The organism is Pedobacter frigoris, assembly GCF_005116445.1.
Taxonomy (GTDB): Bacteria; Bacteroidota; Bacteroidia; order Sphingobacteriales; family Sphingobacteriaceae; genus Pedobacter; species Pedobacter frigoris.
On sequence record NZ_SWBQ01000005.1, the window covers coordinates 160,722 to 187,039 of the forward strand.

Sequence of the window (26,318 nt, forward strand, 5' to 3'; positions counted from 1 at the left end):
TTCTTAGCTTTGTTATATGCTGTCTAAGAAAACAAAATATGCAATAAAGGCACTGGTTGCTCTTGGTAAGAATCTGGAAAATCCTCCAATGCAAATCGTAAGACTGGCTACACAGGAAATGATCCCCAGGAAATTTTTGGAGCAGATTCTGCTGGATATGCGTAATGCTGGCTACCTTTATAGCAAAAAGGGAGCTGGGGGAGGATATAGCTTAAATAAAGATCCTAAAGATATATTTCTTGCCGACATCCTGCGGATTACAGATGGGCCTATTGCGATGGTCCCATGTGCAAGTCTTAAATTTTACCGGAAATGTGATGAATGTCATGATGAGGTAACTTGTGGTATCAGAAAAACATTTATTGACGTAAGAGATGCCACATTAAATGTGTTGGCACAAACTTCAATTGCTGATGTTATAGCAAGAGAAACAGATGGAAATAGCATGTTGTAATCAGATATTATTTCTCGTTTTTTATGCAAACCAGATTAAAAGTCTGGTTTTATCGTTTATGACTTGGTGATAATCACACATATGATAATCACTCCTTGATATTATAATTACCTAACTTTGTCTAAAATTTGTATATATGATTAAAATAAACGTAAATATTCTCCGCTGTCGTGTGCTGGGAATTTCTTTATTAACTGCATTACCTTTTATATCACTTGCGCAAAAGCCCAACTGGCAGAATCTGGATTTAAAAGCTGACACAACATTCGGTATCAGTACTGAAAAAGCTTATAATGAGTTATTAAAGGGGAAAAAATCGACTCCAGTAATTGTTGCGGTTCTCGATGGGGGTGTGGATATTAACCATGAAGACTTGAAATCTATCGTCTGGGTTAATAAAAGGGAGAAGGCTAGTAATGGCAAGGATGATGATAAGAATGGTTACATAGATGACGTAAATGGCTGGAACTTTCTAGGCTCTGCTAAAGGGTCTGTTAATCATGAAACACTTGAATTGACCCGTCTTATTCGCAGAGACAATGTAAGATTTGCTAATGCTGATGCGACATCTGTAGCGCCTGCTGACCTTGCAGCCTTTGAAGCCTATAAAAAGAATAAGGTGGAATTTGATAAGGAACTGGCGGAAGCTAGAATTGGATTGGAGCGTTTCGGTGGTTTTAAGATTGCGGTTGATAACGTGGTGAAAAAGATTGGTAAAGAAAATCCTTCTACTGAGGACTTTAAAGCGTTTACACCGACAGGCCAGATGGAAGCCAATATACAACGCATTATGGTTCAACAATTGAAAGATGTTAGTTTTAAAGAGTTTTATGATACTCAGATTACTCCCGGATATGATCATTTCAAGTCCCAAATAGATTATAATCTAAATCTTGATTATGATCCAAGGTCTATTGTTGGTGATGACCCAAATAATGTGAAAGAAAAATTTTACGGTAATAACGATGTGGCTGGTCCAGATGCTCAGCATGGATCACATGTTGCAGGAATTATTGCTGCCGTTAGAACCAATGATCTTGGAATTCGTGGTGTTGCGGATAATGTATTGATCATGGGAGTACGTAGTACGCCAAACGGAGATGAACGGGATAAGGACGTTGCAAATTCAATTAGATATGCGGTCGATAATGGTGCCAAAGTAATTAATATGAGCTTTGGCAAAAGTTATTCCTGGGATAAGAACGTCGTTGATGAAGCTGTTAAATATGCAGTATCAAAAGATGTTCTATTAATTCATGCTGCTGGTAATGACAATAAAGATCTGGAGGTAAAAGCTAATTATCCTAATCCTGATTATTTGAGTGGGGGAGCAGCTACTGCATGGTTAACTGTTGGTGCTTCCGGCTGGGAGAACGATGGTTCTATTAAAGCAAGTTTTTCAAATTATGGAAAAACAAAAGTTGATGTATTCGCACCCGGTGTAAATATTAATTCAACTGTTCCAGGATCAAAATATGAAAAATTAGATGGAACAAGTATGGCAGCACCTGTAGTTGCAGGTCTCGCAGGATTGATTCGTTCTTATTATCCAAAATTGACTGCTTTGCAAATCAAAGAGATCATAATGAAGTCGGTAGTTAAAGTGGAACAGTCTGTTGTAATTAAGGATGAAGAAGATAACAGTAAAACTGTACCTTTTAGCGATCTTTGTATAACGGGTGGAATTGTGAATGCTTATAATGCATTTAAGCTGGCTGCAGAGTATAAAAATAAATAGAAGCTTATCAATGATCCCTCATTGATCGATCGCATTAAAGGATGATTGATGAGGGGTTTTAACTTAAAATTTTTTGATCTCATTGGAGGGTAAAAAGATTAGGCTTGGAATATTGTTGTCTTCTATAAAACACAGTTTCTCATATTTATATTCATTTGCTTTTACTGTATCATTGGCCTCCATGAAGATTTCAATAATGAGATTATAGATAAAAAGACAATTCATATTTAAGCCATTTGTCTTGAAAAGATGCAGTGGTTCAAGGCAAAAATTGTATGCCATGGAGTATTGTTTTTTATGTTTCAACTGATAAGCTTGCATCATACGGATAATCGACTCAGCATATCTGGTTATTTTAAATCTTGATTTATTTTGGTCGAGCATAATCAATATATTTTCAAGCTGGTCAGCTTTTTTGCCAGGGTTAATTATGGAATTTATCAGGCCGTATCTGCTTAAGGCAAATATTAAGAAAGGAGAATCCCGATTAAAAACCTTTCCATTTTGGTCCAGAATCATTTTAATCAGGCGCAAGTTTGCTTTATGATCTTTGTAAAATAATCCTAAAAGCATAATTAATACATAGGATATCGCCTTGTCGGGTGTAGGGTCAGCTTCCTTTTTTGCAGCCAACGATTTTTCCAGACTTTCAATTAACCCTTCCCCGTGTGCTTCATTGTCTATAATCTTTGCGTGGATTAACTTAACGATTGCATTAGGACTGACAATCCAGTTGTCCGATTGGAATTTCGATAATATTTCCAGTCTACTGCTAATTAATTCAGGATTCAAGCTTAGAATGTCAAAAATTGCCAATAAAGAATGATAAACCAGACGGTTTTGTTCGGTATCTACAACTTTAAGGAGAACATTTATAGATTCTTTATAGCAGGCATCTATGAAATCGAAATTGACTAATTCCTTGATAATTCTGTCATGAAGGTTGTGCTCTCTTAGGAGTTTTATTGTTTCCGGACTATATTTAGCTCTATAGTCCAGATTTTCGGCAATGAATAAAACCAGATAGCTTCGTTCATAGTTGTTGAGTTCTAAATCAAAGATACTGATCAAAGCTCCCAAATCTCCAGTCCTCACAATAAACCGTATTGTCCATTGTAAAAGTTGAAATCTGGATTGACTGCCAGTATATTCTTTTCTAATATAGTTAAAGAATTCACTATCTACTCTTAGATGGAATTTTTCCAGCAGTTCTATAAAAAGAAAGTATTCAAATATGTTAGGATGAATAAAACGAACGAACTCTTTTGGATGAAACTGTTCATGGCTTTTTTCTTCCATTAATATCCCGTCCGACAAAAGTTCCATATATGCATTTTTAAATGCAGACAATTCACCTATTAAGTCGTCTTTTGGAACGGCTGTTCCTTTATTTCCAAAGTTTGTAAGTTGAACTATTTTTTTCAAGAATAATATCTTTTCCGTGTAATAGTTTGATCTGTATATTTTATCCTGAATGAATCTGGATATCAACTCATAAAAAGTAATATTCGTTGAATAGTTAAAGTGAGGGTCTTCTTCCTTTAGTTGATAATATAATTGTATGTGAAATGGGAATTTTAACTGAGTTTTTAATTTTGGATTTATATCAGTTGAGTTCAGGCGGTGAATTTTAGACAGGATCAGATTTACTTCTTTTTCTGTAAGAGGAGGTACATTCGATACATCATTCAGATTGAAATAATTTCCAGGAAACCATTTTGTTTTTAAATATGATGAGTGTCTGATGCAATCATAGAATCTAATCCAGGTAGTAGATCTCATGCTCATCACAAGTTTTATGGATTTATTATTTTCCACACTACAGATAAAATTGATGATGCTTTCGAAAAGTTGCTTTTTTAAATCTCTCCTCAAAACTAACTCAGAAAATCCATCAATTACTATAACCAGTTTGCCTCCGGTTGATTTATAGTTTTTATTAGCATAATCAATTAGACTATCTTTTGGATGTATTCCAAGTTGTAATTTCAACTGATCCTCGAAATTCAAAGTCATATGTTCCTTATTAAAGAACCCATATGCCGTGACGAAAAGCATTGTGGAGTTTTTGTATATAGGTTGCCTATCGTTGATGAATATTTCTGCGAGATGGCTTAAGAGGATAGTTCTTCCATAGCCCGGCTGAGAAATAAAACAGGTAAAACTATGGTCGCTTTTAAAAAAGTCCTCAAAGTCATGTTCAGCAAACTTCCTACTTATGGTCATCTCGTAAGGCATTCCCGAACGGTTCTTAATTCCTTTAAGCGTAAAGTCTGTAATCCGTGTAGCTTTATCATGAAGTTCTTTCCAGTTTTGTAAAGAGCTTTGTGCATTAGCACCTGCCGAAACGTGGTTAACATCAAGATATTCTTCGTTAACGTATTCTGAGAGGGTTGTTAGCGTAAATTTTGAAAAATTATGTTTAACCACAGCAAATCCAAACAAACGTTTAATCGTTGTTTCGCTCACGTTCTTATTCAGAGTTTTGCTAATCTCAATCGAAATTCTTTTACAATCAGCTGGCGTAATTGTTCGAATGCCTGTCTTGGATAGAATTAAGCTTTTAAGTTCGTTTAAGATAGATGTTTCATCCATATAACATTATAATTGAGCGTTAAATTCTTGATCATAACGAATATAATGCTTTATGTATGAACAATGAATGATTGTCCTTCTGATAAAAAATGAACATTAAAGAATGTTTTTGTGCAATTCGTTAATTGACAGTCAATTAAAGCCGTTTTAGGTCATTTAGGGTTTTTATTAACACTTAAAATGAACAAAATGAATAAGACGTACCTCTTGGAGTGTTCTAAATGAACAATTCGAACGGTTATTGCCACCTAATCTATTACTAAAATTGTACCAGTAATTTTAGATAATCTCAATTCCTCTCTTATGAAATGGACATCTACCCTACCAGGAAATTTTAAAAGATCTGTTGTTATACTTATATATTTATTAGCTATAACGCTGATAGGTTCTAAATCGTATGCACAATCCAGAATTTATGCAACTCAAGAAGTCCATACCGGACCATATACTGGTTTAGGTTGCGGATTTTTAGGCCTTGGTGCTTGTAACATAGCTACGGTTAATAATCCAGCTAATGCTTTGACTTCGGATAATTCAACTTACACCAGAATTATCTCAAATGCAGGACTTGCTTTGGGGCTTGCTTCATTTCAAGGGGAGCTTGAATTGAAATTTCCAAGTACGGTAGCTGCGGGTAAAACTTCTTATATAAGAATTAACGTTGCAAACCCAGATCTTTTAAATACACTTCTTGGAGGAAACTTGGGTAATGTTTTAACCAATGTAGTAGGATCGGTTGTTTTGGGTAACCGCTATTTTGAAGCCGGAGCAAGAATGGGAACTGGAAGTGCAAATAATGTAATCTCCGGGAATAGTTCAAATCCATTTTCTACAGAAAATATAAAACTCATTAAGGATGCAAATGGATATTATTATATCGCAATAACACCAACGGCAGCTTATGATCGTGTTTATATTAAAGATTTTACCAATGCGGTTTTGGGGCTGGGAGCAAATAGCTATACAGATGTGTATTATGCCTTTCATGGTGATGGTACTAATCCCTGCGCGCAGGCGTTTGCTACCTCCTATGAAGGCACGGGACTTACCGTTGATCTTTTAGGTTTGAGTAAAGCCGGCATTACTAATATGGAAAGGACAATCGATGCTGATCCTAATAATTATTCGGAAATTAGTTTAGGCGCTCTCGGAGTTGCAGGGACAATTAGTCAGAATATTTATTTTGAAACATTATCTAATGCCGGGGATGAATTTAACGTTAAGATTCAGGCTGCTCCGGCTTTACTCAATGCGGGTTTATTGAATAATGTTACATTGACAGCTTATAGCGGGGCAACTGAAGTATATACAGGAAATCTTTCAACATTACTTGATCTCGATTTACTTGGACTATTGAATAGTGGACAACCAGCAGCAGTACCTTTTGCGCCCGGAGTGCCATTTGATCGGGTAAAGGTTACATTGTCATCATTACTAAATGCTAGTCTTACACAAACCTTTAATTTATATTCAGTAGCCCGATCTGCAGCGCGCCCAACCTTTATAGCGCCGGCCTCTAACACCGTAAACAGATGTTCGGGCTCAACCGCTGATCTTACTGCAACAACAAATGCATTAAATGAATTGAGATGGTATGATGTAGCCACCGGAGGAACCGCTCTTGCCACAGTGCCATCGACTGGTACATTTACCACCCCCTCACTTACTGCAAATAAAACATATTATGTTTCTGCAAGAACTATAGGGTGTACTGAAGAATCTTTAAGGGTTCCTGTTAATGTAGTTATAACTCCTATACCACTTTCTCCAGCCGTCTCAACGGTAGCTCAAATTTGCTCAGGATCAACGGCCATTTTATCAATTAATACTCCCACTGTAGGGAATACATACAGATGGTATACAGATGCAACAGGAGGTACACTTTTGTCCACTGGTAATAGTTATACTACTTCCGCGCTCACAGCAACTACTACTTTTTATGCAGAAGCTGCTACTGGTACTTGCGTAAGTTCTTCGCGTACTGCAGTTGTAGTTACGGTAAATGGGTTACCAAATGTTCCGGTAGTTACTACTGCCAATGAAACAATCAGTGCAGGACAGTCCGCGACGCTTGCTGCCACTGCTGATGCAGGTAGTACTATAAAATGGTATGCTTTATCAGCTGGTGGTGCTGCAATTGCTACAGGTAGTACTTTTACTACACCAATCCTAAATGCGACTACAACATATTATGTTGGAACTGAAAATGCTTCAGGTTGCTCAAGTGCTACAAGAGTTCCTGTTACAGTAACAGTGACAAATGGCCCTGCAAATCCAAACTGTAATGCAGCAATAAGTCAGCAAAGTGGGATTGAAGGAATTTGCCTGGCCTGTAGTATTGTTGATGCAGGTAATTCAACTGATGCCGACTTAAATAATTTTACTAGAATTAACCTTGCCGTTGGCGTAGGAGCTGTTGGTTATCAACGATTACTGTTTGCAAGTCAGGGTTCTGCTACAGATAGTATACGTCTTGACCTGGAAACACCAACAGGACTGGCAGACGTCGGGGTGCTTGGTGGAATTACTGTAAGGGTAATGAATGGTACAAATGTGGTAGCAACCTATCCACTAAATTCCAGTTTGTTAAATTTGAGACTTATTAATGGCAACCGGTTCAAAGTTACTTTACCTGCAGGAGGAGTTTATGATCGTGTAGAGGTCCGTTTTGGAGCACTGGTTTCTGCCTTGAGTAATCTTAACATCTATGGTGCCGAGATTATTTATCCAAATCCAACTGTTGCTTCAACCGGATTATTTGCTTGTTCCGGTAGTACTACAACCTTAAATGCATCAGCAAATGGTGGTACTACATTGAAATGGTACGCGGCTTCAACTGGTGGTGCTGCCCTTGCAACAGGAGAAACATTCACAACAGACGCATTGTCAGGTACAACAACTTATTATATAGAAGTAAGTAAAGGAACATGTGCTAATGCAAAGAGAGTACCAGTTACTGTTACGGTTAATCCCGCTATAACTTTTGCAACAACTACTTTAAGCAATGCTACCGTATCCTCATCTTATTCAAGACAGATTAACCCGGCTACAGGAGGAACACCCGGATTTACATATACATTGGCTCCGGGAAGTATTCTGCCATCTGGTTTAACGTTGTCATCAACAGGCGCTATAGGCGGTACACCATCGACAGCGGTTAGCAATGCTGCATTTTCAATCGTGGCAACTGATAGCAAAGGTTGTTCGGCAATTACGGCATTTACTCTAAATGTCACTCCAGCTTTAGGATTACCGGCAGCAGTTTTACCTGATGGAGTTGTTGGTGTAGTATATCCAACGCAAACAATTCCTGCCGCTACCGGAGGAACTACACCATACACCTATACTGCTTCTAACCTTCCTCCGGGATTGACATTTAATATTACAACACGTGAAATCAATGGTACACCAACCCAGGCCGGTACTTATACAATACCTGTTACCGCTACAGATGCTAATGGCAATACCATATCAAGAGATTATACAATTGTTGTAAGAAATCCTTTAGTCCTCCCTACGGCGGCTTTAGCTGACGGAACAGTAGGTAAAACTTATTTAACACAAACTATTCCTTCGGCTACAGGAGGTAATGGACCTTATGCCTATAGTGCCACCACAGGTTTGCCTCCGGGATTAACCTTTGATCCTTTAACCCGTCAGATTACAGGAACACCGACCCAAGTTGGAACATTCACTATTCCTGTGAAAGTCACAGATGCTGATGGTTCTACAGTTACTACTGACTATACGATCAAGGTTAGTGACCCACTATTACTTGCAGGAAAAATCCTTCCAGACGGAACTGTTGGAACTGTTTATACTACTCAAAATATTCCTGCAGCTACGGGAGGTACGGGGCCATATACATACCTGGCAACTAATTTGCCTCCGGGTTTGGCTTTCAATACGACTACGCGTGACATAACAGGTACACCTACACAGTCAGGTATTTTCAATGTCAGCGTTAAAGTTACGGATGCTGTTGGTGCAAGTGTTACACAAAATTATTCTATCAAAGTGAATGGAGTGTTGTCATTACCTACGGCTGTATTGCCAGACGGTCTTGTGGGTACTTCATATCCAGTACAAACTTTGCCAGCTGTATCCGGCGGCACTGCTCCATATACTTATACAGCTACAGGTTTACCTGCAGGGTTGAACTTTGATCCGGCAACACGTCAGATTACCGGTACGCCAACAGTCGGAGGAAGTTATAATATTACCCTGAAAGCGACTGATAATAATGGATTGTCTACTACTACTGATTATTCTTTATTGGTTAATGTTGGTGCACCAGTTGTAGCGGCGGCAACAACATGTAGCGGAACGACGGCTACGCTTTCGGTAAGCAATGCGGTTCCAGATGTTGTTTACAAATGGTATGGCGCCTCGGGAAATACAGTATTATTTACTGGAACTACATATACTACAGATGTATTGACATCAAACACGACATATTATGTTGAAGCTACATCAGGATCAGCTGTCAGCAGTCGTACCCAGGTTACAGTGAGTATCAATGCAGCTCCTGCGTTGGCTACAATAATTACAAATAATGAGACTATAAGTTCGGGTCAGACTGCTATGCTTCAGGCAGCTGCTGATGCGGGCAATACCATAAGGTGGTATGCTAATGCGACGGGTGGCGTAGCGTTAGGTACTGGAACATCATTTACTACACCAGCATTATCAGCTACAACAATTTATTATGTTGAAACACAAAATGCAGCAGGTTGTTTCAGCCTGTCGAGAGTACCTGTCACCGTTACAGTAACAAGTACTCCTGTAAATCCAAACTGTAATGCCGCTGTTGGTCAACAAAGTGGTATTGACGGTTTGTGCTTATTATGCACTGTTCAGACACCTGGAGGGTCGACAGATTCAGACCCGAATACATTTACTAAAATCAACCTTGCCGTAGGTGTAGGTTCTACAGGATATCAGCGATTGATTTTTGCAAATGCCGGTGCGGCCACAGATAGTATTCGCTTAGACCTGGCGACGCCTGTTGGTTTAGCTGATATTGGTGTTTTAGGAGGAGTTACAGTGACTGTAATGAACGGATCAAATATTGTCGCAACTTATCCTTTGAATTCAACCTTGCTTGATCTAAAACTGTTAAGTGGAAATAGGTTTAAAGCGACGCTTCCTGCCGGGGGCGTTTATGACCGTGTAGAAATCCGTTTTGGAGCTCTTGTTTCAGCATTAAGTAATTTAAGTATCTATGGTGCAGAAGTAATTTATCCAAATCCAACGGTTGCATCGACAGGTCAATCTATCTGCTCGGGTAGCGCAACAACATTAAATGCTACTGCAAATGGTGGTACAATATTAAAATGGTACTCATCACCAACAAGTACAACAGTTCTCGCAACAGGTGAAACTTTCACTACTGGTGCATTAGCATCGACAACAACATATTATATAGAAGTAAGTAAAGGAACCTGTGCTAACTTACAAAGAGTTCCGGTAACAGTAACGGTTACTTCTACGCCTTCTAATCCGGTAATAGCGGCTGTAGCTCCTGTTTGTGCAGGATCCACGGCTACACTGAATATCAATAGTCCTGTATCAGGTATAATTTATAATTGGTATGCTGATCCTACGACAGCTACTATCCTGGGTACCGGAACGAGTTACACAACAGCAGCATTGACATCAGATGCTACTTATTACGTGGAAGCTGTTGCTGGATCGTGTGTAAGTGCCGGACGTACGGCTGTTACGGTTACAGTAAATCCACTACCTGCAACTGTTGTAATTACCAGTAACAATGAAACAATCAGTTCCGGACAAACGGCCACTTTATCCGCTACTCCAATCGCCGGAGCTACCATTAACTGGTATGCAGCTCCTACAGGAGGAGCAATTTTAGCTAACGGTACTACCTTCACAACCCCTGCACTTACCGCTACTACAACTTATTATGCAGGTTCAGTTAATGCTTCAGGATGCCCAAGTGCAACCAGGACTCCGGTCACCGTAGTGGTAGTTGGAGGCCCAGTAAATCCTAACTGTAATGCCGCGATAAGTCAGCAAAGCGGCGTAGATGGAATATGCCTGCTATGTACTGTACAAAATGCCGGTAACTCTGTGGATGATAACTTAACTAATTATACAACGATTTCATTACCAGTTGGAGTTGGTGGTTCAGGATATCAAAGACTAATATTCGCGGGTACAGGAGCTGGAACAGACAGTATCCGTTTAAATCTTGAGACCCCAACAGGCCTCGCTGATGTAGGTGTACTTGGAAGCATTCAGGTGAGAATAATGAATGGCAACACCGTTGTCAACACATATACACTTAGCTCATCGTTGCTTAATTTACGTTTGCTTACCGGTAACCGTTTTATAGCTACATTACCGGCAGGGGCTGTATATGATAGAGTGGAAGTAAGAGCGGCTGGACTGGTTTCAGCATTGATCAATCTGCGTATCTATGGTGCAGAAGTGATTTACCCTAATCCTACAGTTTCAGCTTCGGGACAATTGATTTGTGCCGGGTCTGCTACGACACTTTCTGCAGCTGCGAATGGCGGAACGACCTTAAGATGGTATGCAGATGCGACAGGAGGAATGCCTTTAGCTACAGGAGAGAATTTCACTACGCCAATCTTAACTGCAAATACAACCTATTACGTAGAAGTAAGTAAGGGAAGCTGCTCAAATCAATTGCGAGTTCCTGTTAATGTTGCTGTAACCACTGCGCCGGCCGCTCCGGTTGTTGCGGCAGTAGCACCTGTTTGTTCAGGTTCTTCTACACCAATTTCGATAAGTAATCCTATCCCTGGAACAACATACAATTGGTATGCTGATCAAACTTCAGTGACACCTATTTTTTCCGGGACAACTTACACAACACCAGTATTAACTGCAAACACAACCTATTACGTTGAGGCTGCAAATGGTACTTGTACCAGTGCTACGCGTACAGCGGTAGCGGTTACTGTTAATACTTTACCGGTATTACCACAGGTACAGGCTTCTGCAACTACCATAAATGCGGGTCAGACTGTTATACTAACAGCTTCGTCCACTGATCCAAATGTTACATTCAATTGGTATACGTCTCCTACGTCGACAATTCCAGTTTACTCAGGATCGACCTATGTAACACCGCCTTTAACAACTACAACGACTTATTACCTATCGGCCAGTTCAACTGTTACAGGTTGTTCATCTGCCAGCAGGGTACAGGTGACTATCAACGTGAATGGGGGAGGAAGTAATCCTGTACCGTGTGAAGCTCCGACTACTCAAGTTAATGGAGTTAACGGACTTGCAGTTCTTGCAGGTGTATTTAATCCTCAATTGGCAATTGATAACGACACTAAGACAGCTTCATCTCTGGTAATGCCGGTTGGCCTGTTGGGTGCTTCAGTTTATCAACGCGTCGGTTTCGCCAATCCGTCCAATATCGGAGATACAATAAGGGTGTTGTTAACAGCTCCTGGTAAACTTCTTTCATTAGGCTTATTGTCAGAAATCAGAGTTGGTACTTATAACAATAATGTAAGCAACAATGACGGTCTTGCAATAAATAATCCTTTGATCCGTCTCGAATTACTGAGTGGAAATACAGAAGCTCTTATTTCTTTCGTGCCAACCCAGATCTTTAATCAGGTTGAAGTTAGCATCAACGACGGACTTGCAGGCTTATTAAAAACAGTAGATCTGAACTATGTACAACGTTTAGCTGTAGCTCCTAAAGTAGTTTCTGCAAATGTAACTGCGTGCGAAACTCAGACTGCGCTTTTAAGTGTACAAAGTCCAAATCCCGGAATTACTTATAAATGGTATGATGCAACGGGCAACTACCTTGCAGATGGTACAACCTTTACTACTCCGGCATTGACAACAAATACAAGATTCTTTGTAGAGGCAAATACTGCTTCAGGATGTACAAGCTACAGAACGGCAGTTAATGTAACTGTTACACCTAAACCTCTGCCTCCGGTATTGGTATCACCTACAGTTAACGCCTGTGCGGGAACTGATGTGATCCTGTCAGTGAGCAACCCCCTTGTTGGAATCACTTACAAATGGTATGATAACAACGGAGTATATCAGGCCGATGGAGCAACGTTCACAATTACTGGCATCACCGGTACTGTAAGTTATCTCGTAGAGGCTGTAAATTCTTGTAGTGTAGCATCTTCAAGAACTACTGCTACAATCAACGTAGGTATCATTGATAAACCCGTAGTAACTCCTGCTTCGGTTACCGTAAGATCAGGTTCTCCAGCTGTGTTGACAGCGACATCAAGCACAGTGGGGGCCACATTCAGATGGTATGATAGTTCGACGTCTACAACGGTACTGTCTACAGACGCACGTTATGAAACAGCTCCGTTAATTAACAACGGTGCCTCACCATTAACCATCACTTATTACGTTGAGGCTTTTGTTTCGGGAGGCTGTACATCAGCTCGTACTTCAGTTGATGTAATTGTAATTCCTAATGGCACACCGACTGACGTGCCTTGCGAGGCCGCTATTAATCAGGTGAGAAGTGGGGTTGATGGTATTGCATTGCTAACAGGAGTATTTAATCCACAACTTGCGGTTGACAATAATGTTGAAAGTGCTTCTTCATTGGTAATGCCTGTAGGTGTATTAGGTGCTTCAGTTTATCAACACATTGGATTTACAGGACTTTCCAAAATTGGTGATACCGTAAAAGTACGTATCAGCTCCCCTGGAAAACTACTTTCATTGGCCGTATTACCTTCTATAGAATTAACAACTTATAACGGATCAACCAGCAACAATGATGCGGTCGTTGCTAGCAGTCCATTAATCAATTTAGAATTATTTAGTGATAACAGCGGAGCAATTTTATCTTTTGTACCTCAAAAAGAATTTGATGGTGTTGAACTAAGATTAAGATCAGGTCTTGCAGCAGTATTGACCACGGTAGACTTTAATTATGCACAACGTGTAATTGCACATCCGATTGTAGAAAGTACTTCAGCTAGTGTTTGTGCCGGTTCTTCAGCTACTTTAGCAGTGAAGAATCCTGCATCAAGCGGTATAACCTATAAATGGTACAGAGGAACAACTTACCTGGCAGACGGAGCTACAATTTCTACCGATCCAGGGTTGGCAGCAGGAACATATGATTATTTTGTTTCGGCAAACCGCAATGGATGCGAAAGTGTAAAAACCAAAGTTGTGGTAACTATACTAGCCGCACCTGATGCGCCGGAAGCTAATGCAAACCCGCTTACAACATGCCCAAATACTCCTGTTAATTTGAGTGTTAAAGCTGTTACTGGCGTGTCATTTAACTGGTATACCGCAGCGGTAGGTGGAAATCTTTTAGCTGCTAATACAAATACCTATACAACACCTGCAAGTTTGGGCGGTGGCATTCATGATTTCTATGTAGGCGCTGTTAATAGTAATTCTTGTGGCAACACAACCGGACGAACTAAAATTACACTTACAGTTAATCCTACTGCGGTTGCTGCAGACGTTACAGTTAACGGAGCTGGTGCACCATTCTGTGCAGGAACAAAAGCTACTTTGAAAGCAACAAGTACTACCGTTACCGCTCCAGTATTTACCTGGTACACCGATCCTTCACTTACGAATGCAGTATTTACAGGAGATACATTTGTGACCGATGCATTGACTGGAACGACAACTTACTATGTAACTGTAAGGGGCACAAATAAATGCGCGAATGCTGCGGCCGATGCAAAAGTGGTGACCTTAATAGTCAATCCTCCTGCGACAGCAGCTGATCTGGATGTGACGGGTGCGGGTTCGCCATTCTGTTCAGGTACTACCGCTGTACTGACTGCTACAACCAGCACAATTATAAACCCTGTATTCACCTGGTATACTGATGCTGCTTTAACAAACGCAGTATTTACCGGAGATAAGTTTACAACACCAATGCTTACAGCAAGCATAACTTATTATGTGACAGTAAAAGGAGATAACAAATGTGAAAATCTTGCCTCAAATGGAGAAGTAGTTTCATTAATTGTGAATCCTCCGGCGCAAGCTTCAGACATTAGTGTAACTGGTGCGGATGCTCCATTCTGTGCAGGAAATACAGCTAGCCTGGTTGCTACAACAACTACAGTAACAAATCCGGTATTCACATGGTATAGTGATGCCAATCTAACAGTTGTTGTTTCTAATTCATCATCATTCACCACCCCGGCGCTTACTGCAACCACTACATATTATGTTACAGTAAGAGGATTGAATAAATGTGAGAATACAGCTGCCACAGCTAAAATTGTTACCGTTACAGTTAATCCTCCTGCTTTGGCCAGTGATATAAATGTCACAGGCGCAGGCACGCCACTTTGTGCAGGAGCCTCAGCTACCTTAACAGCGAGTAGTGTAACGGTTACGAATCCGGTGTTTAACTGGTACAGTGATCCGGCTCTTGCGAACGCAGTTTGGACAGGGCCAATATTCAATACCGGTGCACTTAATGCCACAACTAATTATTATGTTACGGTTTCAGGCTCAAACAGATGTGCGAATACAGCAGCTAATGCCAGGGTAGTAACGGTAACCATAAATCCTCCAGCTTTGGCTTCGGATATAAATGTTACAGGAGCAAGCACACCATTATGTGCAGGTACGACAGCTACCTTAACAGCTAGCAGTACTACCGTAATTAATCCAATATTTACCTGGTACAGTGATCCGGCGCTTACAAATGCTGTTTGGACGGGAAGTGTGTTCAATACTCCTCCAATCACCGTGACCACAAACTATTATGTAACAGTCAGAGGGGCCAACAAGTGTGAAAATACAGCAGCCAATGCCAGAGTGGTTACACTAACAGTAAACCCGCCAGCATTAGCATCTGATATCGCCGTTTCAGGAGCAAATCCGCTGTGCGCCGGTGGATCGGCCACCCTAACGGCCAGCAGTACAACTGTTACGAATTCAGTATTCACCTGGTATACAGATGCAGCCTTAACTAATGCAGTATCGACCGGAGCAATATTTAACACACCGGTGCTAAATGCAACGACAACGTATTATGTAACTGTAAGCGGTGCTAATAAATGTGCAAATACAGCAGCGACAGCAAGAGTTGTTACGATTACAGTTAACCCGCTACCAGTTACCCCGGTAATTGCTGCTACCGGAACGAATATCTGCAGTGGCGAGTCTACTGTATTAACAGTTCAAAATGCACAAGCGGGTGTGTCTTATATGTGGTATGATGTTGCTAATGGTGGAACTTCTATATTCACGGGTACTCAGTTTACAACCGGAATATTAAATACAAATACAGATTTCTATGTAGTTGCAGTAAGTGCCTCGGGATGTGGAAATGCTACCGGAAGAGTTAAATCAACTGTAACAGTTTCTCCAAAACCGCTTGTTCCAACGGTCGCTTCTTCGTCTGTAAGTATTTGTTCAGGTAGTGCTGCAGTATTGATTGTGTCAAATCCTCAAACAGGAGTAACTTACAAATGGTATACAGCTGCTACGAATGGAACTGAGCTTGCATCAGGTACCAGCTTTACAACACCTGGTATTACAATTCCTACAGTATATTATGTAGGTGCCTCTACAGCAACATGTACAAGTACAAGCCGCACGGCAGTTACGGTAACTCCGACAGCCATTCCGGTACCACCAGCATCTGTATCTGGAGCTTCCGGACCACTGTGCTCGGGCTCAACTACAGTACTGACAGTAAACAATCCTGATGCTGCGCTTACTTATCGTTGGTACAGTACTGCAACTGGAGGTACAGCATTGTCTAGCGGGACATCATTTACTACACCAGGATTGACGGCGACAACCACGTATTATGTTGAGGCTTCCAATACGCTTACTACTTGTACCAGTACAACACGTACTCCAGTAGTTGTAACAGTTCTTTCTAAACTGGATGCTCCGGTAGTGTCAGTTCAGTCAGCTACATCTACCAGCATTACGTTCCAATGGAATGTTGTTGCAGGAGCTACGGGTTATGAAATTTCTCTTGATAATGGTTTGACTTGGATAGCGCCTACTTCAGGCACGACATACCTTGCTGCCGGTCTGCAGCCAGATCAAAGTGTAACCATCAGGGTGAGGGCAAAAGGACAATTGGATTGCCAGTTAAGTGATGCGACATCATTAACAGCGAAGAGCGAAAATCCTTTGGGCAACACTGTTTTTGTTCCAAACACATTTACACCAAATAATGACGGAAAGAATGATGTATTCCTTGTATACGGAAATACGATTGCCAAAATGAAACTGCGTGTCTACAACCAATGGGGACAGTTCATATATGAGTCATTAAGTATTCAGAATGGATGGGACGGAACATATAAAGGTGACATGCAGCCGAATGGTGTATATGTTTACTACCTGGATGTTGAATTTAATGATGGTACAAAAACAACTAAGAAAGGTACAATAACATTATTAAGATAGAAGATGAGTCCAGTTAATATGAACTATTTACCTAAAACCTCGAAAAACAAATTTGTTATGAAGAAACTAATAAAAATACTGGCAATAGGAGCATTTTTAAGTTTGGGAGCCGTAAGGGTTACAGCCCAGATCGATCCTCACTTCTCACAATACTATGCACACCCTTTGTGGTTAAACCCTGCATTGACAGGAGTAACAGATGGAGAGTACAGAGTTTCACTCAACGCGAAGCAGCAGTGGGGATCAATTTCAAACTCATTTTTAACTGGTGGTGCGTCATTCGACATGGCACCGGTTAAAAACCTCGCTTTTGGTGCGATGGTCTTGAATCAAAATGCAGGAGATATTAGTTACAATCATCTAAGTGCACTGGTTTCAGGAGCATACAGGATCCATTTTGGAAGAGCTGGTTTAAATATGATTAATTTTGGACTACAAGCAGGTATCCTTAATAAGAGTTTTGATCCTTCAAAGATTACATTGGGCTCTCAGTTTAACCCCATTACAGGATATGATCCTAATTTCGGTATCAATGAATCATTCGCATCTTCTAATACGCTGGTTCCGGACGTAAATGCCGGAGTAATGTTTTTTGATGGAAATCCTGATCAAAGAATAAATACATTCGGCGGTGTAATGGCCGGGCATATTACGAGGCCGGTAGATAAGTTTCTGGGCAACAGCGTGAGAATGCCCATAAGGTATGCTGCTCATGGTGGTGCAAGGGTAAGAGTTTCAGAGGTACTTGATATCACTCCTAATATGTTGTATATGAAACAAGGTAATGCACAAGAGATTGCCGTAGGTGCTTATGCACAGCTGATGCTAAATCAGGAATCAGATTTACTTTTTGGTTCAAATTACCGCGTTGATGATTCCGCTATTGCATTTTTCGGCTTACATCTGAAGAACATGGTGTTTGGATTGAGCTACGACTTCAATACATCGAGTTTGAATCGTGCCACAAGAAGTCAGGGTGGATTAGAACTCTCTGTTTCCTTTACAAGCAGAAAAGGAATTATAGGTCCGAACTTCTTTTGCCCACGATTGTAACTAACGAATAGAATAATAGAAAAACATAATTTCATACAGATGAAACTGCTTAAAACATTGATGATCCTTTGCCTGTTTACAACTGCTGCCAATGCTCAGTTTGTAACGAATAGTAAGAGAGTAGCGGATGTATATTTTCAGAATAAGGAGTATTATGCTGCCGCCGAATACTATAAAAAGGCATTACAAATATCCCCGGATAGTGCAGGTTTTGTTATTCCTTATGGTTTTGAAAATAAGATCAAGGAAGAAAGTCCTAAAAAGGATGACTATGAGTATAGCGTATTCCAATTGGCTGAATCTCTAAGGTTGTATAAAAACTTTACTGATGCTGAAAAGTGGTATGCCATAGCCACAGAATTCACTAATCCAAAATATATATTGAGTACCTTTTGGTATGCTGAAACTTTACGTGCCAATCAAAACTATAATGAAGCAATCACTGCGTTCAACAGGTTTCTTGCAAAATATAAAGTAAATGATATTTATTCAGTTAAAGCTAAATCTGAAATAGCTTCCTGCCAGTTTGCCCTTTACGAACTTCGCTACCCAAGACTATTCATGTTGAGTAAACTTCAGAATGACATCAATGATAAAGGGTCTAACTATACTCCGACTTTAAAAGGTGGTAGTTTTTATTTTACTTCTTCTCGTCCTGTTAGTACCTCTGGAAAAAAAGAAGTACTGACTGATAAGAATAATGAGAAAGTAACCAGGAAAGAGACACCTTATTTAAATGCTGTGTATGAAGTTTCAGGAAATCCTTTGACAGAGAATGTTTCTGTTAAAAAACTTCAGGTTACCAGCAAAGACCGGGAATCGGCAGCACCGGCATTTCATCCAAATGGTAAGTTGATGTATATCACAAGCTGGACAGCACAGAATGATAAAAAAATTTATCAGCTCAATATAGGAGCGGATGGAAAAAGCTGGTCAGATCCTATTGAGTTGGGAGGTCAGGTAAACGTTAAAGGCTTCAGTTCGATACAGCCATTTGTAACCAAAGATGGTAAATACCTTATATTCTCATCTAACAGACCTGGAGGCTCAGGTAAATTTGATTTGTGGTACTGCCCGCTTAGGGGAGACGGCTCGCTGGGTCAGGCTATAAATTTCGGAAATACCATCAATACTACAGAAGATGATCAGGCCGCATATTTCGATAGCAGAACAAATAAATTATTGTATAGCAGCAACGGACGAGTGGGGATGGGAGGATTTGACTTTTTTGAAAGTGAGGGTGATTTTACTAAATGGTCAGAGCCTAGAAACCTGGGTTATCCATTTAACTCTTCAAAAGATGACATCTATTTTACGCCCTCTCCGGTTTCCGAAAATGAAGGCTACATCAGCTCGGATAGAGAATCACTGTGCTGCCTTGAGATGTTTCACGTAAAAAAGGAATTTCTTACCGTAAAGGGAACAATATTAGATTGCAATACTTTGAAGCCACTTTCCAATGCAACGGTTACATTGACTGATTCACTGGAAGTAATAAAATTCGTCACTGATGAATCTGGTAAATATGCGTTTAAAATAAATACCAATCGTAAGATTAAGATCACTGCAGAGAAAGAAAAGTACTTCAGTAAAGTCATCAATTTCAGTTATGATGACCTAGCAAAAAAAGATACATTATTTAGTCCTGACATTTGTCTTGTTCCGTTTGAAATGGATAAGCCTATCGTGCTTAAGGACATTTTATATGAGTTCGACAAAGCTACATTGACCGAAGATTCGAAAACAAAGCTGGATTATCTGTATACGATTATGGTTGATAATCCAAAAATTGAGATAGAACTTAGCGCCCATACCGATAGTAAAGGGGTCGAAATTTATAACCTCGATCTTTCTAACAGGAGGGCAAAGTCATGTGTGGATTATCTTATTTCTAAGGGGATTGATATCAACAGGATGACAAGTAAAGGTTATGGAGAAACCGTTCCAATTGCGCCTAATGAATTTCCAAATGGCAAAGATAATCCTGAAGGACGCGCGTTGAATAGAAGGACTGAATTTAAGGTGACCAAAAAATAATACTCTTTTATCAGATTGAATTAACAGGGCATAATTAATTGTGCCCTGTTTTTGTTAGAAATATTACGCTAAAGTTTCATTAAATTGTAAATTGGCATTTCATTTTTAACTATGCGCTACTCATCATACGCCATTTTGGTAATTCTACTATTAAGCTTTCAAACAGCAATTGGTCAGATCTATACAGTTACCAGCACTGCAGATAGTGGGCCAGGTACATTGAGGGAGGGTTTGTCTACTGTTCCGGCTGGTACAACGGGTTATACAATTAACTTCAATCTTCCAGGAGATCCATCCGATTACAATAATCGGACAATTCGTCTCCGAAACCAGTTACCCGTTGTTTCTTCAAATGTAATCATTGATGGAAGCGCTCAACCTGGCTGGCCGGCTCTTGGGGCTTCCGGGGCGAAAGTAATTATAGAACCTGAAAATGCAAATACCACTTTTAGCGGTTTAGTAATTGGACAATATTATGCTGATAACAGGGTCACTTCGGGAGTAGAAATTTATGGTCTCTATCTTCGCAATTTCTCAAAGATCAATAGCCTTCAGAATATTACAGGCAACGGATCTGGTATTGTCATCGATTACAGATCAAGCAATATCAGAATAGGAGCCCCCGGAAAAGGTAATGTTCTTGGAGGTAATCTAAATGGGATCATCATTCAGAATTCAAATTATTTTACGGCAACATCTCTTATTAATATAAATATTCAATCCAACCTCATCGGTGTTTTATATGATGGAATTACGCCTCACTCTAATGTGACAGGTATTTCTGCTAATTTATACGATTGCTCTCTTAATATTGGAGGCGATAATGCGGGAGATGGAAATGTGATTGCTGCCAACCAGATCAATTTAAATATTGTTAGAAATGGTTACAGCAACGCCTCGAATCGATTTGAAGTTAATATTGTAAGTAATAAAATAGGAGTAGATTATACAGGAACAAAGGACTTTCACGAACTTCCATTGTTTCTTTCTTCCTCTTCACTTGAAATTTCAGGAGTTAAAATAAATTCTTCTAATACGCAACTTTATATGCGTAACAACATCATCTCAGGTAACCGTACTTTTGGTGTATCCATAACAAATGCTGACTTCATATTAACAGGCAATGCTATCGGAACAGGGGTCGCCGGGACAGAGGTACTCGGCAATGGGATTGGAATCAAAGTCGAACAAGGTGCTTCAGGTACTGTAGGTGGTGCCAATCCAACTGATGCAAATCTTATCGGATATAATAATTTTGGATTTGAAAGTGTTTCTGCCAGGACTGTAAAAATCACCAGAAACAGTATGTTCTGTAATAAAGTATTTGGTATAGGTAAAGCATTAAACAATTATCAGCCCTATGTACAGGTTCTTAAAAAAAGAAGTGATTATATCTCGGGGAGGGCGACTCCAAATTCCGAGGTAGAATTGTTCTATACAATTAATTGTGAGGGTATTTGTGAAGGGAGAACCTATTTCAAGACCATACAGGCGGGAAGTGATGGACGCTGGGAGTATTCCGGGTCCATAACCGGTAATGTCACTGCCACAGCGAGTTTATTAAATGCTACTACTTCTCAGTTCTCAACTGCGGCACTATTGGACAATGAAGAAGTCATTGATCCTGTTACCTGTAACGGCAATGGCTCCATTAAAATTCCTGAGCCAAGAGAAGGCTTCACTTTTACCTGGAATAAAATTGTAAATAATGGGGGGAGGGTGTTTCTGGGTAATGATCAGCAAATTAGTGGTTTAGAGGTAGGCAGTTATGAAGTGATCATCGATGATGGCTGTAAGGCAATAGCTGAAGTATTTGAAGTAAAAGATCAGAAGTTAACGGATCCGGTCGTTACCTGGCCGACACCCGTTTGTGGTCAGCTGAACTTTGCATTTTCAGCTGAGGTATTGCGCGGTAAAGGGAATATTAAATACGAATGGATCAATAAAGCGGGAAATGTTGTCGCCAGTGGTAAATCAGTATCCCTCCCTCAGGGCGAATATAAACTGAAGATTACCGATGAAGCAGGCTGTGTTAAGGAAACTGCATTTAAGGAAATTAAGCGACTCCCGGCACCGGTGATCAGTACTTCGGGAATGACAATAGTGCGTGCCGCCTGTGGTAAACAAAATGGATCAATCAAAGGGATTACGGTTTCAGACCTTACCGGAACTGCTTCATATAAATGGTATAGTTATGATGCGGCAGGCCGTATAATTATAGGGGAGGTTGCGCAAACTCAGGACCTGGAAAATGTAGAAGGCGGATATTATATTTTTGAAGTAACCGATCAGAGCGCTTGCTCGCCTGTAAGAAGCAGTCCTATTCTAATCTCGATTTATAATTCAGTGGAGATCAGTGCAGGTATACTTAAGGGTGCGACCTGCAATACCAGTAATGGTTCAATTGCCAATGTAACCATTAAAGAAGCAGATAGGTACGAATGGCTGAATTCAGCGGGTGTCAGCCTATTAAAAGGTAATTATTCTACTGGAATGGTTTTGAAACTTGAAAATCTGGCGCCCGGTACTTACAGACTTGTGGCGAGTAACAGTACTACACCATGTGCCGATACTAAATCTTTTGTCATTGAGCAGATTGCGCCTACACAATATACGTTTACAGAGTCTGTGAACCCGACTACATGTGGATTGCAAAATGGTAACATCACATTGAAGTTTGCCGCAAACACCCCTTTGCCTTACAGCTATGTTTGGAAAGATGCAGCAGGAGCAACAGTTCCGGGGAGTACATATGCAGATAGCAGGACGATGGAAATCAAAGGTCTCACCGGAGGAAGTTATTCGATGATTGTCTATGATGTTTATAACTGCGAGACTGTTTTTGGTCCCTATGTCATTACCAACACTCCTTTGTTGGTAATAGAGCCAAATACTGGAACCGTAGTCAACGACGGCTGCAGTTTACTGAGAGGGTCAATAACGGGTATAAAAGTGAACGGCGGTATTCCGCCCTATAACTTCACCTGGGAGAATGAGGCCGGGGAAGTAGTAAAATCAAATCAGGCTAATGCGGACCTTACGGGTATACCAGAAGGAAAATACAGGATGATCCTTAAAGACAATACAAGTTGCGGACTGGCCACCAGTCAGTACTTTATCGTAGCGAATCCTTCTTTTGCAATTGAAACTCCTGTGGTCAATGATATGAGGGTTTGCTATGCTACTGAAGTTATGCTTTCTGTGATAGCGCCTCAGGATGGCACTTATCAATTGTACCAAACAGAAACCGATGCTGCACCCATTTCTGTGAACGATAAAGGAATATTCACTTTTAAGGTAAGTAAAACTGCCGATTATTACATCAGACGTAAATTGGGAAGCTGCTACAGTCTTTTTGAAAAAGTACATATCGAAGTGACCAATGATAATTTGGAGATCAAAAATACAATGACTCCAAATGGCGATGGAATGAATGATTACTGGATGATTACCGGACTGCCGGATTATGGAGATATCAACATAAAACTCTATACACGAAGCGGGCAGCTGGTTTACGAATCAGTAGGTAAATACGATAAACCATTTGACGGAAGGTTCAGGGAAAAAGAACTGCCTGCAGGTGTTTACTACTATAGTATAGACTTAAGAGCAGATTGTAAACCTATCGGCGGTAGTTTAACATTGCTTAGATAAGCTGTAGACTCAAAATTGCCTGGTCGAACATTTCACATTGTACCTGTTGTTCAGTAGTATACCCAATACAATTTCATGAGTTCCATTGTTTACCGATCTGAGTGCAGATGTCGTTACATCATAGGAATAAGAAAGATTAATCAGAGAAGCCACATTAAAGCCGGCAAGAGCAGAAAAGGAATCATTATTTCGGAAGCTTCCTCCGATCCAGAATTTATCCTGATAGGCAATTTTCAGATTTGCATCCAGGGTTGGAGGGGCACTCAACCAGTAGCTGAGCAACCCAGAAGGTATAAAAGCAATATCCTCGTCAACAAAGAACTTATAACCTCCTGTGATGTAAAAGTTGGTGGTTTGATAAGCGGATAGGTTTGTTTGTTTATTTGCAGTTTTCGATCGGTATCCTAATAGCTGTTTTGCTGATGCTCCCAGGAAAAATCTCGGACTGTATAGCCATATGCCTCCGCCAACATCAGGCCTGATTTTATTATTGTAGTCTGCACTTAGCAATGGATCAGAAGAATTATCGACGAATACACTTGCCACATCAATGCTTGTAGAAGATACTCCTCCAGAAACTCCTACGGAGAGGTTCAGGTCATAGCTTAAACCCAGATGATAAGCATAAGTTGCATTAATATTTGTTTGTCTTATCCTGCCAGCTTTGTCGGTAAGCGCATATACACCAACTCCGTGGTGAGGTTCTGCAGAAGTATAAGAGTTTACATAACTGCGACTTAGCGGATTATCTCCTCTTCCTGAAAAGGAATTAACTGAACTCCTTACAAAATCCTCCCCAATCGGAGCGTGGATAGAGATATATTGGGTAACAGGTGCACCTTCCAAACCTTTCCATTGATTTCTATATCCTAATTTTACATCCGTATAGTTATCTATTCCGGTAATAGCCGGGTTGATGAGGTAATTATTAAATATGTATTGTGTTGATCTTGGGTTCTCCTGCCCGTAGCATAAAGCAGACAAGAGGAGCAAAAAAGAGAGATTAATTATTGATTTCATTATGATTCAATCCGACTGAATGATCAATAATAAGATTATTTTTTTGTAACGCAATAAAATATCACGAAATCATTGTGAAGAGTGTGATTTTTTGATATGATTATTTTCTTCACATTGAGAAAAACTTTGCCCTATTTTAAAAAGGTCATTTTTTACAATAGGAATATTTTGTAAGGTTTTGAAATAGTGAATTAAATTATTCGCGCTTAAAATGTGCTGAAAATAGAATGTAAGGCCAGTTTTTCTCTAGAAATAATTTTGCAATCCAGGTTCTTAATAAATCAGGTATGGTAATTGTTTAATGCTACCAAACATCACTAATTGCTTGTTATCAATTCGTTGCGGGTATTGTTGAAGCATCGGGAGGTAAAGGATTAAAGAAAATCAAGATGATTGGAATGGATATTATTGCTCCAGATGAAAAGGAGCGCATTGAAAATTTGAACAAGTATAAAATCATTTATACAAAGTCTGAACCCGTATTTGATCAGTTAGCTGCCATTACAGCGACCATGCTTAATACACCTGTTGCGATGATAAATTTTATAGATCGTAATACTGTATGGACAGGCAGGACTGAAAATAAGATAAACAGTGAAGGCGCATTTGACTGTATTAGTTTATGTTCTTTGGCAGTGCTTAAAGGGAGTGAACATGCATTTCAAAATGTAACCAAGGAATTGTTCCTGATTTCAAATCCCCTGATTGCAGGAGAATACGGCCTTAAATTTTATGCTGCGGCACCAATAACTACTGATGATGGCTTTCATGTAGGCTCCGTTTGCATTGTTGATAAACAACACAGAAGCTTCGGCGAAGTTGAGCAAAAGAAACTGGAATGGGTAGCTTCTATGGTCAGATTGGAAATGAATAAGAGAATTGCCCTGAACGCCTGTGCCTAGAATATAAAAATAGTCCTATTTGGTTATTTTCATAAATAGTGAGGAGCTTTCCGGAAAATTTATTTTTATGGAAAAGCTGAAGGCATGCTTTTTTTGCAGCCGTTCTATTAAGGGGCGATCAGATAAGAGGTTTTGTAATGATCTTTGCAGAAGTAGCTACAATTATGGAATCCGGCGACGGACCTCAATGCTTTTGATCAGCCATATCAATTGTACGTTAACAAGGAACAGGCGTATTCTGGATAAACTGATCACAGCTGGTCATGCACAAGTAAGCAAAGAAGTTTTATTAAGTGATGGTTTTGATTTTGAACATTATACCAGTGTTGTCAGTGAAAGTTTCAATACCTATTGCTTTTGCTATGACCTGGGTTATCAGATCATTGGCGAAGAACAGATTTTGCTGATCAAAAAGGAGGAACTCTCCGGATTAAATTCTTGAGTCTGA

The 26,318-nt window shown here is 40.0% G+C and carries 10 protein-coding genes; 8 read left to right on the plus strand and 2 right to left on the minus strand.

From position 1 onward, the window contains the following. Positions 1–16: 16 nt before the first annotated feature. The gene (locus tag FA047_RS16830; RefSeq protein WP_136837252.1) at positions 17–454 is read left to right on the plus strand and encodes an RrF2 family transcriptional regulator; all 438 of its coding nucleotides are present in this window, start codon (positions 17–19) and stop codon (positions 452–454) included. Between the two features lie 136 nt (positions 455–590). Beyond that, positions 591–2,192, plus strand: coding sequence for a S8 family peptidase (locus FA047_RS16835; protein WP_136837253.1), 1,602 nt, complete (start codon positions 591–593; stop codon positions 2,190–2,192). 63 nt (positions 2,193–2,255) lie between these two features. Here FA047_RS16835 and FA047_RS16840 read toward each other — a convergent pair whose 3' ends face one another. After that, positions 2,256–4,787, minus strand: coding sequence for an NACHT domain-containing protein (locus FA047_RS16840; RefSeq protein WP_136837254.1), 2,532 nt, complete (start codon positions 4,785–4,787; stop codon positions 2,256–2,258). 303 nt (positions 4,788–5,090) lie between these two features. On the opposite strand from FA047_RS16840, the gene FA047_RS16845 reads away from it, so the two are divergent. The 4 genes from FA047_RS16845 (at position 5,091) to FA047_RS16860 (ending at position 23,948) form a co-directional block, all read left to right on the plus strand. Next, positions 5,091–17,204, plus strand: a complete 12,114-nt coding sequence (locus tag FA047_RS16845) for an Ig-like domain-containing protein (protein WP_136837255.1) — start codon at positions 5,091–5,093, stop codon at positions 17,202–17,204. A gap of 57 nt (positions 17,205–17,261) precedes the next feature. Further along, on the plus strand, positions 17,262–18,257 hold the full coding sequence (locus tag FA047_RS16850; RefSeq protein ID WP_169304442.1) for a PorP/SprF family type IX secretion system membrane protein: 996 nt from the start codon (positions 17,262–17,264) through the stop codon (positions 18,255–18,257). Between the two features lie 39 nt (positions 18,258–18,296). Beyond that, positions 18,297–20,294 carry an OmpA family protein gene (locus FA047_RS16855; protein WP_136837256.1) on the plus strand — a complete coding sequence of 666 codons (1,998 nt, stop codon included), beginning with the start codon at positions 18,297–18,299 and terminating at the stop codon, positions 20,292–20,294. A gap of 111 nt (positions 20,295–20,405) precedes the next feature. Next, the gene (locus FA047_RS16860) at positions 20,406–23,948 is read left to right on the plus strand and encodes a gliding motility-associated C-terminal domain-containing protein (RefSeq protein WP_136837257.1); all 3,543 of its coding nucleotides are present in this window, start codon (positions 20,406–20,408) and stop codon (positions 23,946–23,948) included. A gap of 9 nt (positions 23,949–23,957) precedes the next feature. Here FA047_RS16860 and FA047_RS16865 read toward each other — a convergent pair whose 3' ends face one another. Further along, positions 23,958–24,968 (minus strand): PorP/SprF family type IX secretion system membrane protein, encoded by a 1,011-nt coding sequence (locus FA047_RS16865; RefSeq protein WP_136837258.1) that lies wholly within the window; start codon positions 24,966–24,968, stop codon positions 23,958–23,960. 398 nt (positions 24,969–25,366) lie between these two features. Between FA047_RS16865 and FA047_RS16870 the strand changes: the two genes are divergently transcribed. Then, complete coding sequence (locus FA047_RS16870) at positions 25,367–25,870, plus strand: GAF domain-containing protein (protein WP_225872768.1); 504 nt, start codon at positions 25,367–25,369, stop codon at positions 25,868–25,870. A 67-nt stretch (positions 25,871–25,937) separates the two neighbouring features. After that, on the plus strand, positions 25,938–26,312 hold the full coding sequence (locus tag FA047_RS16875) for a hypothetical protein (protein ID WP_136837260.1): 375 nt from the start codon (positions 25,938–25,940) through the stop codon (positions 26,310–26,312). Positions 26,313–26,318: the final 6 nt, after the last annotated feature.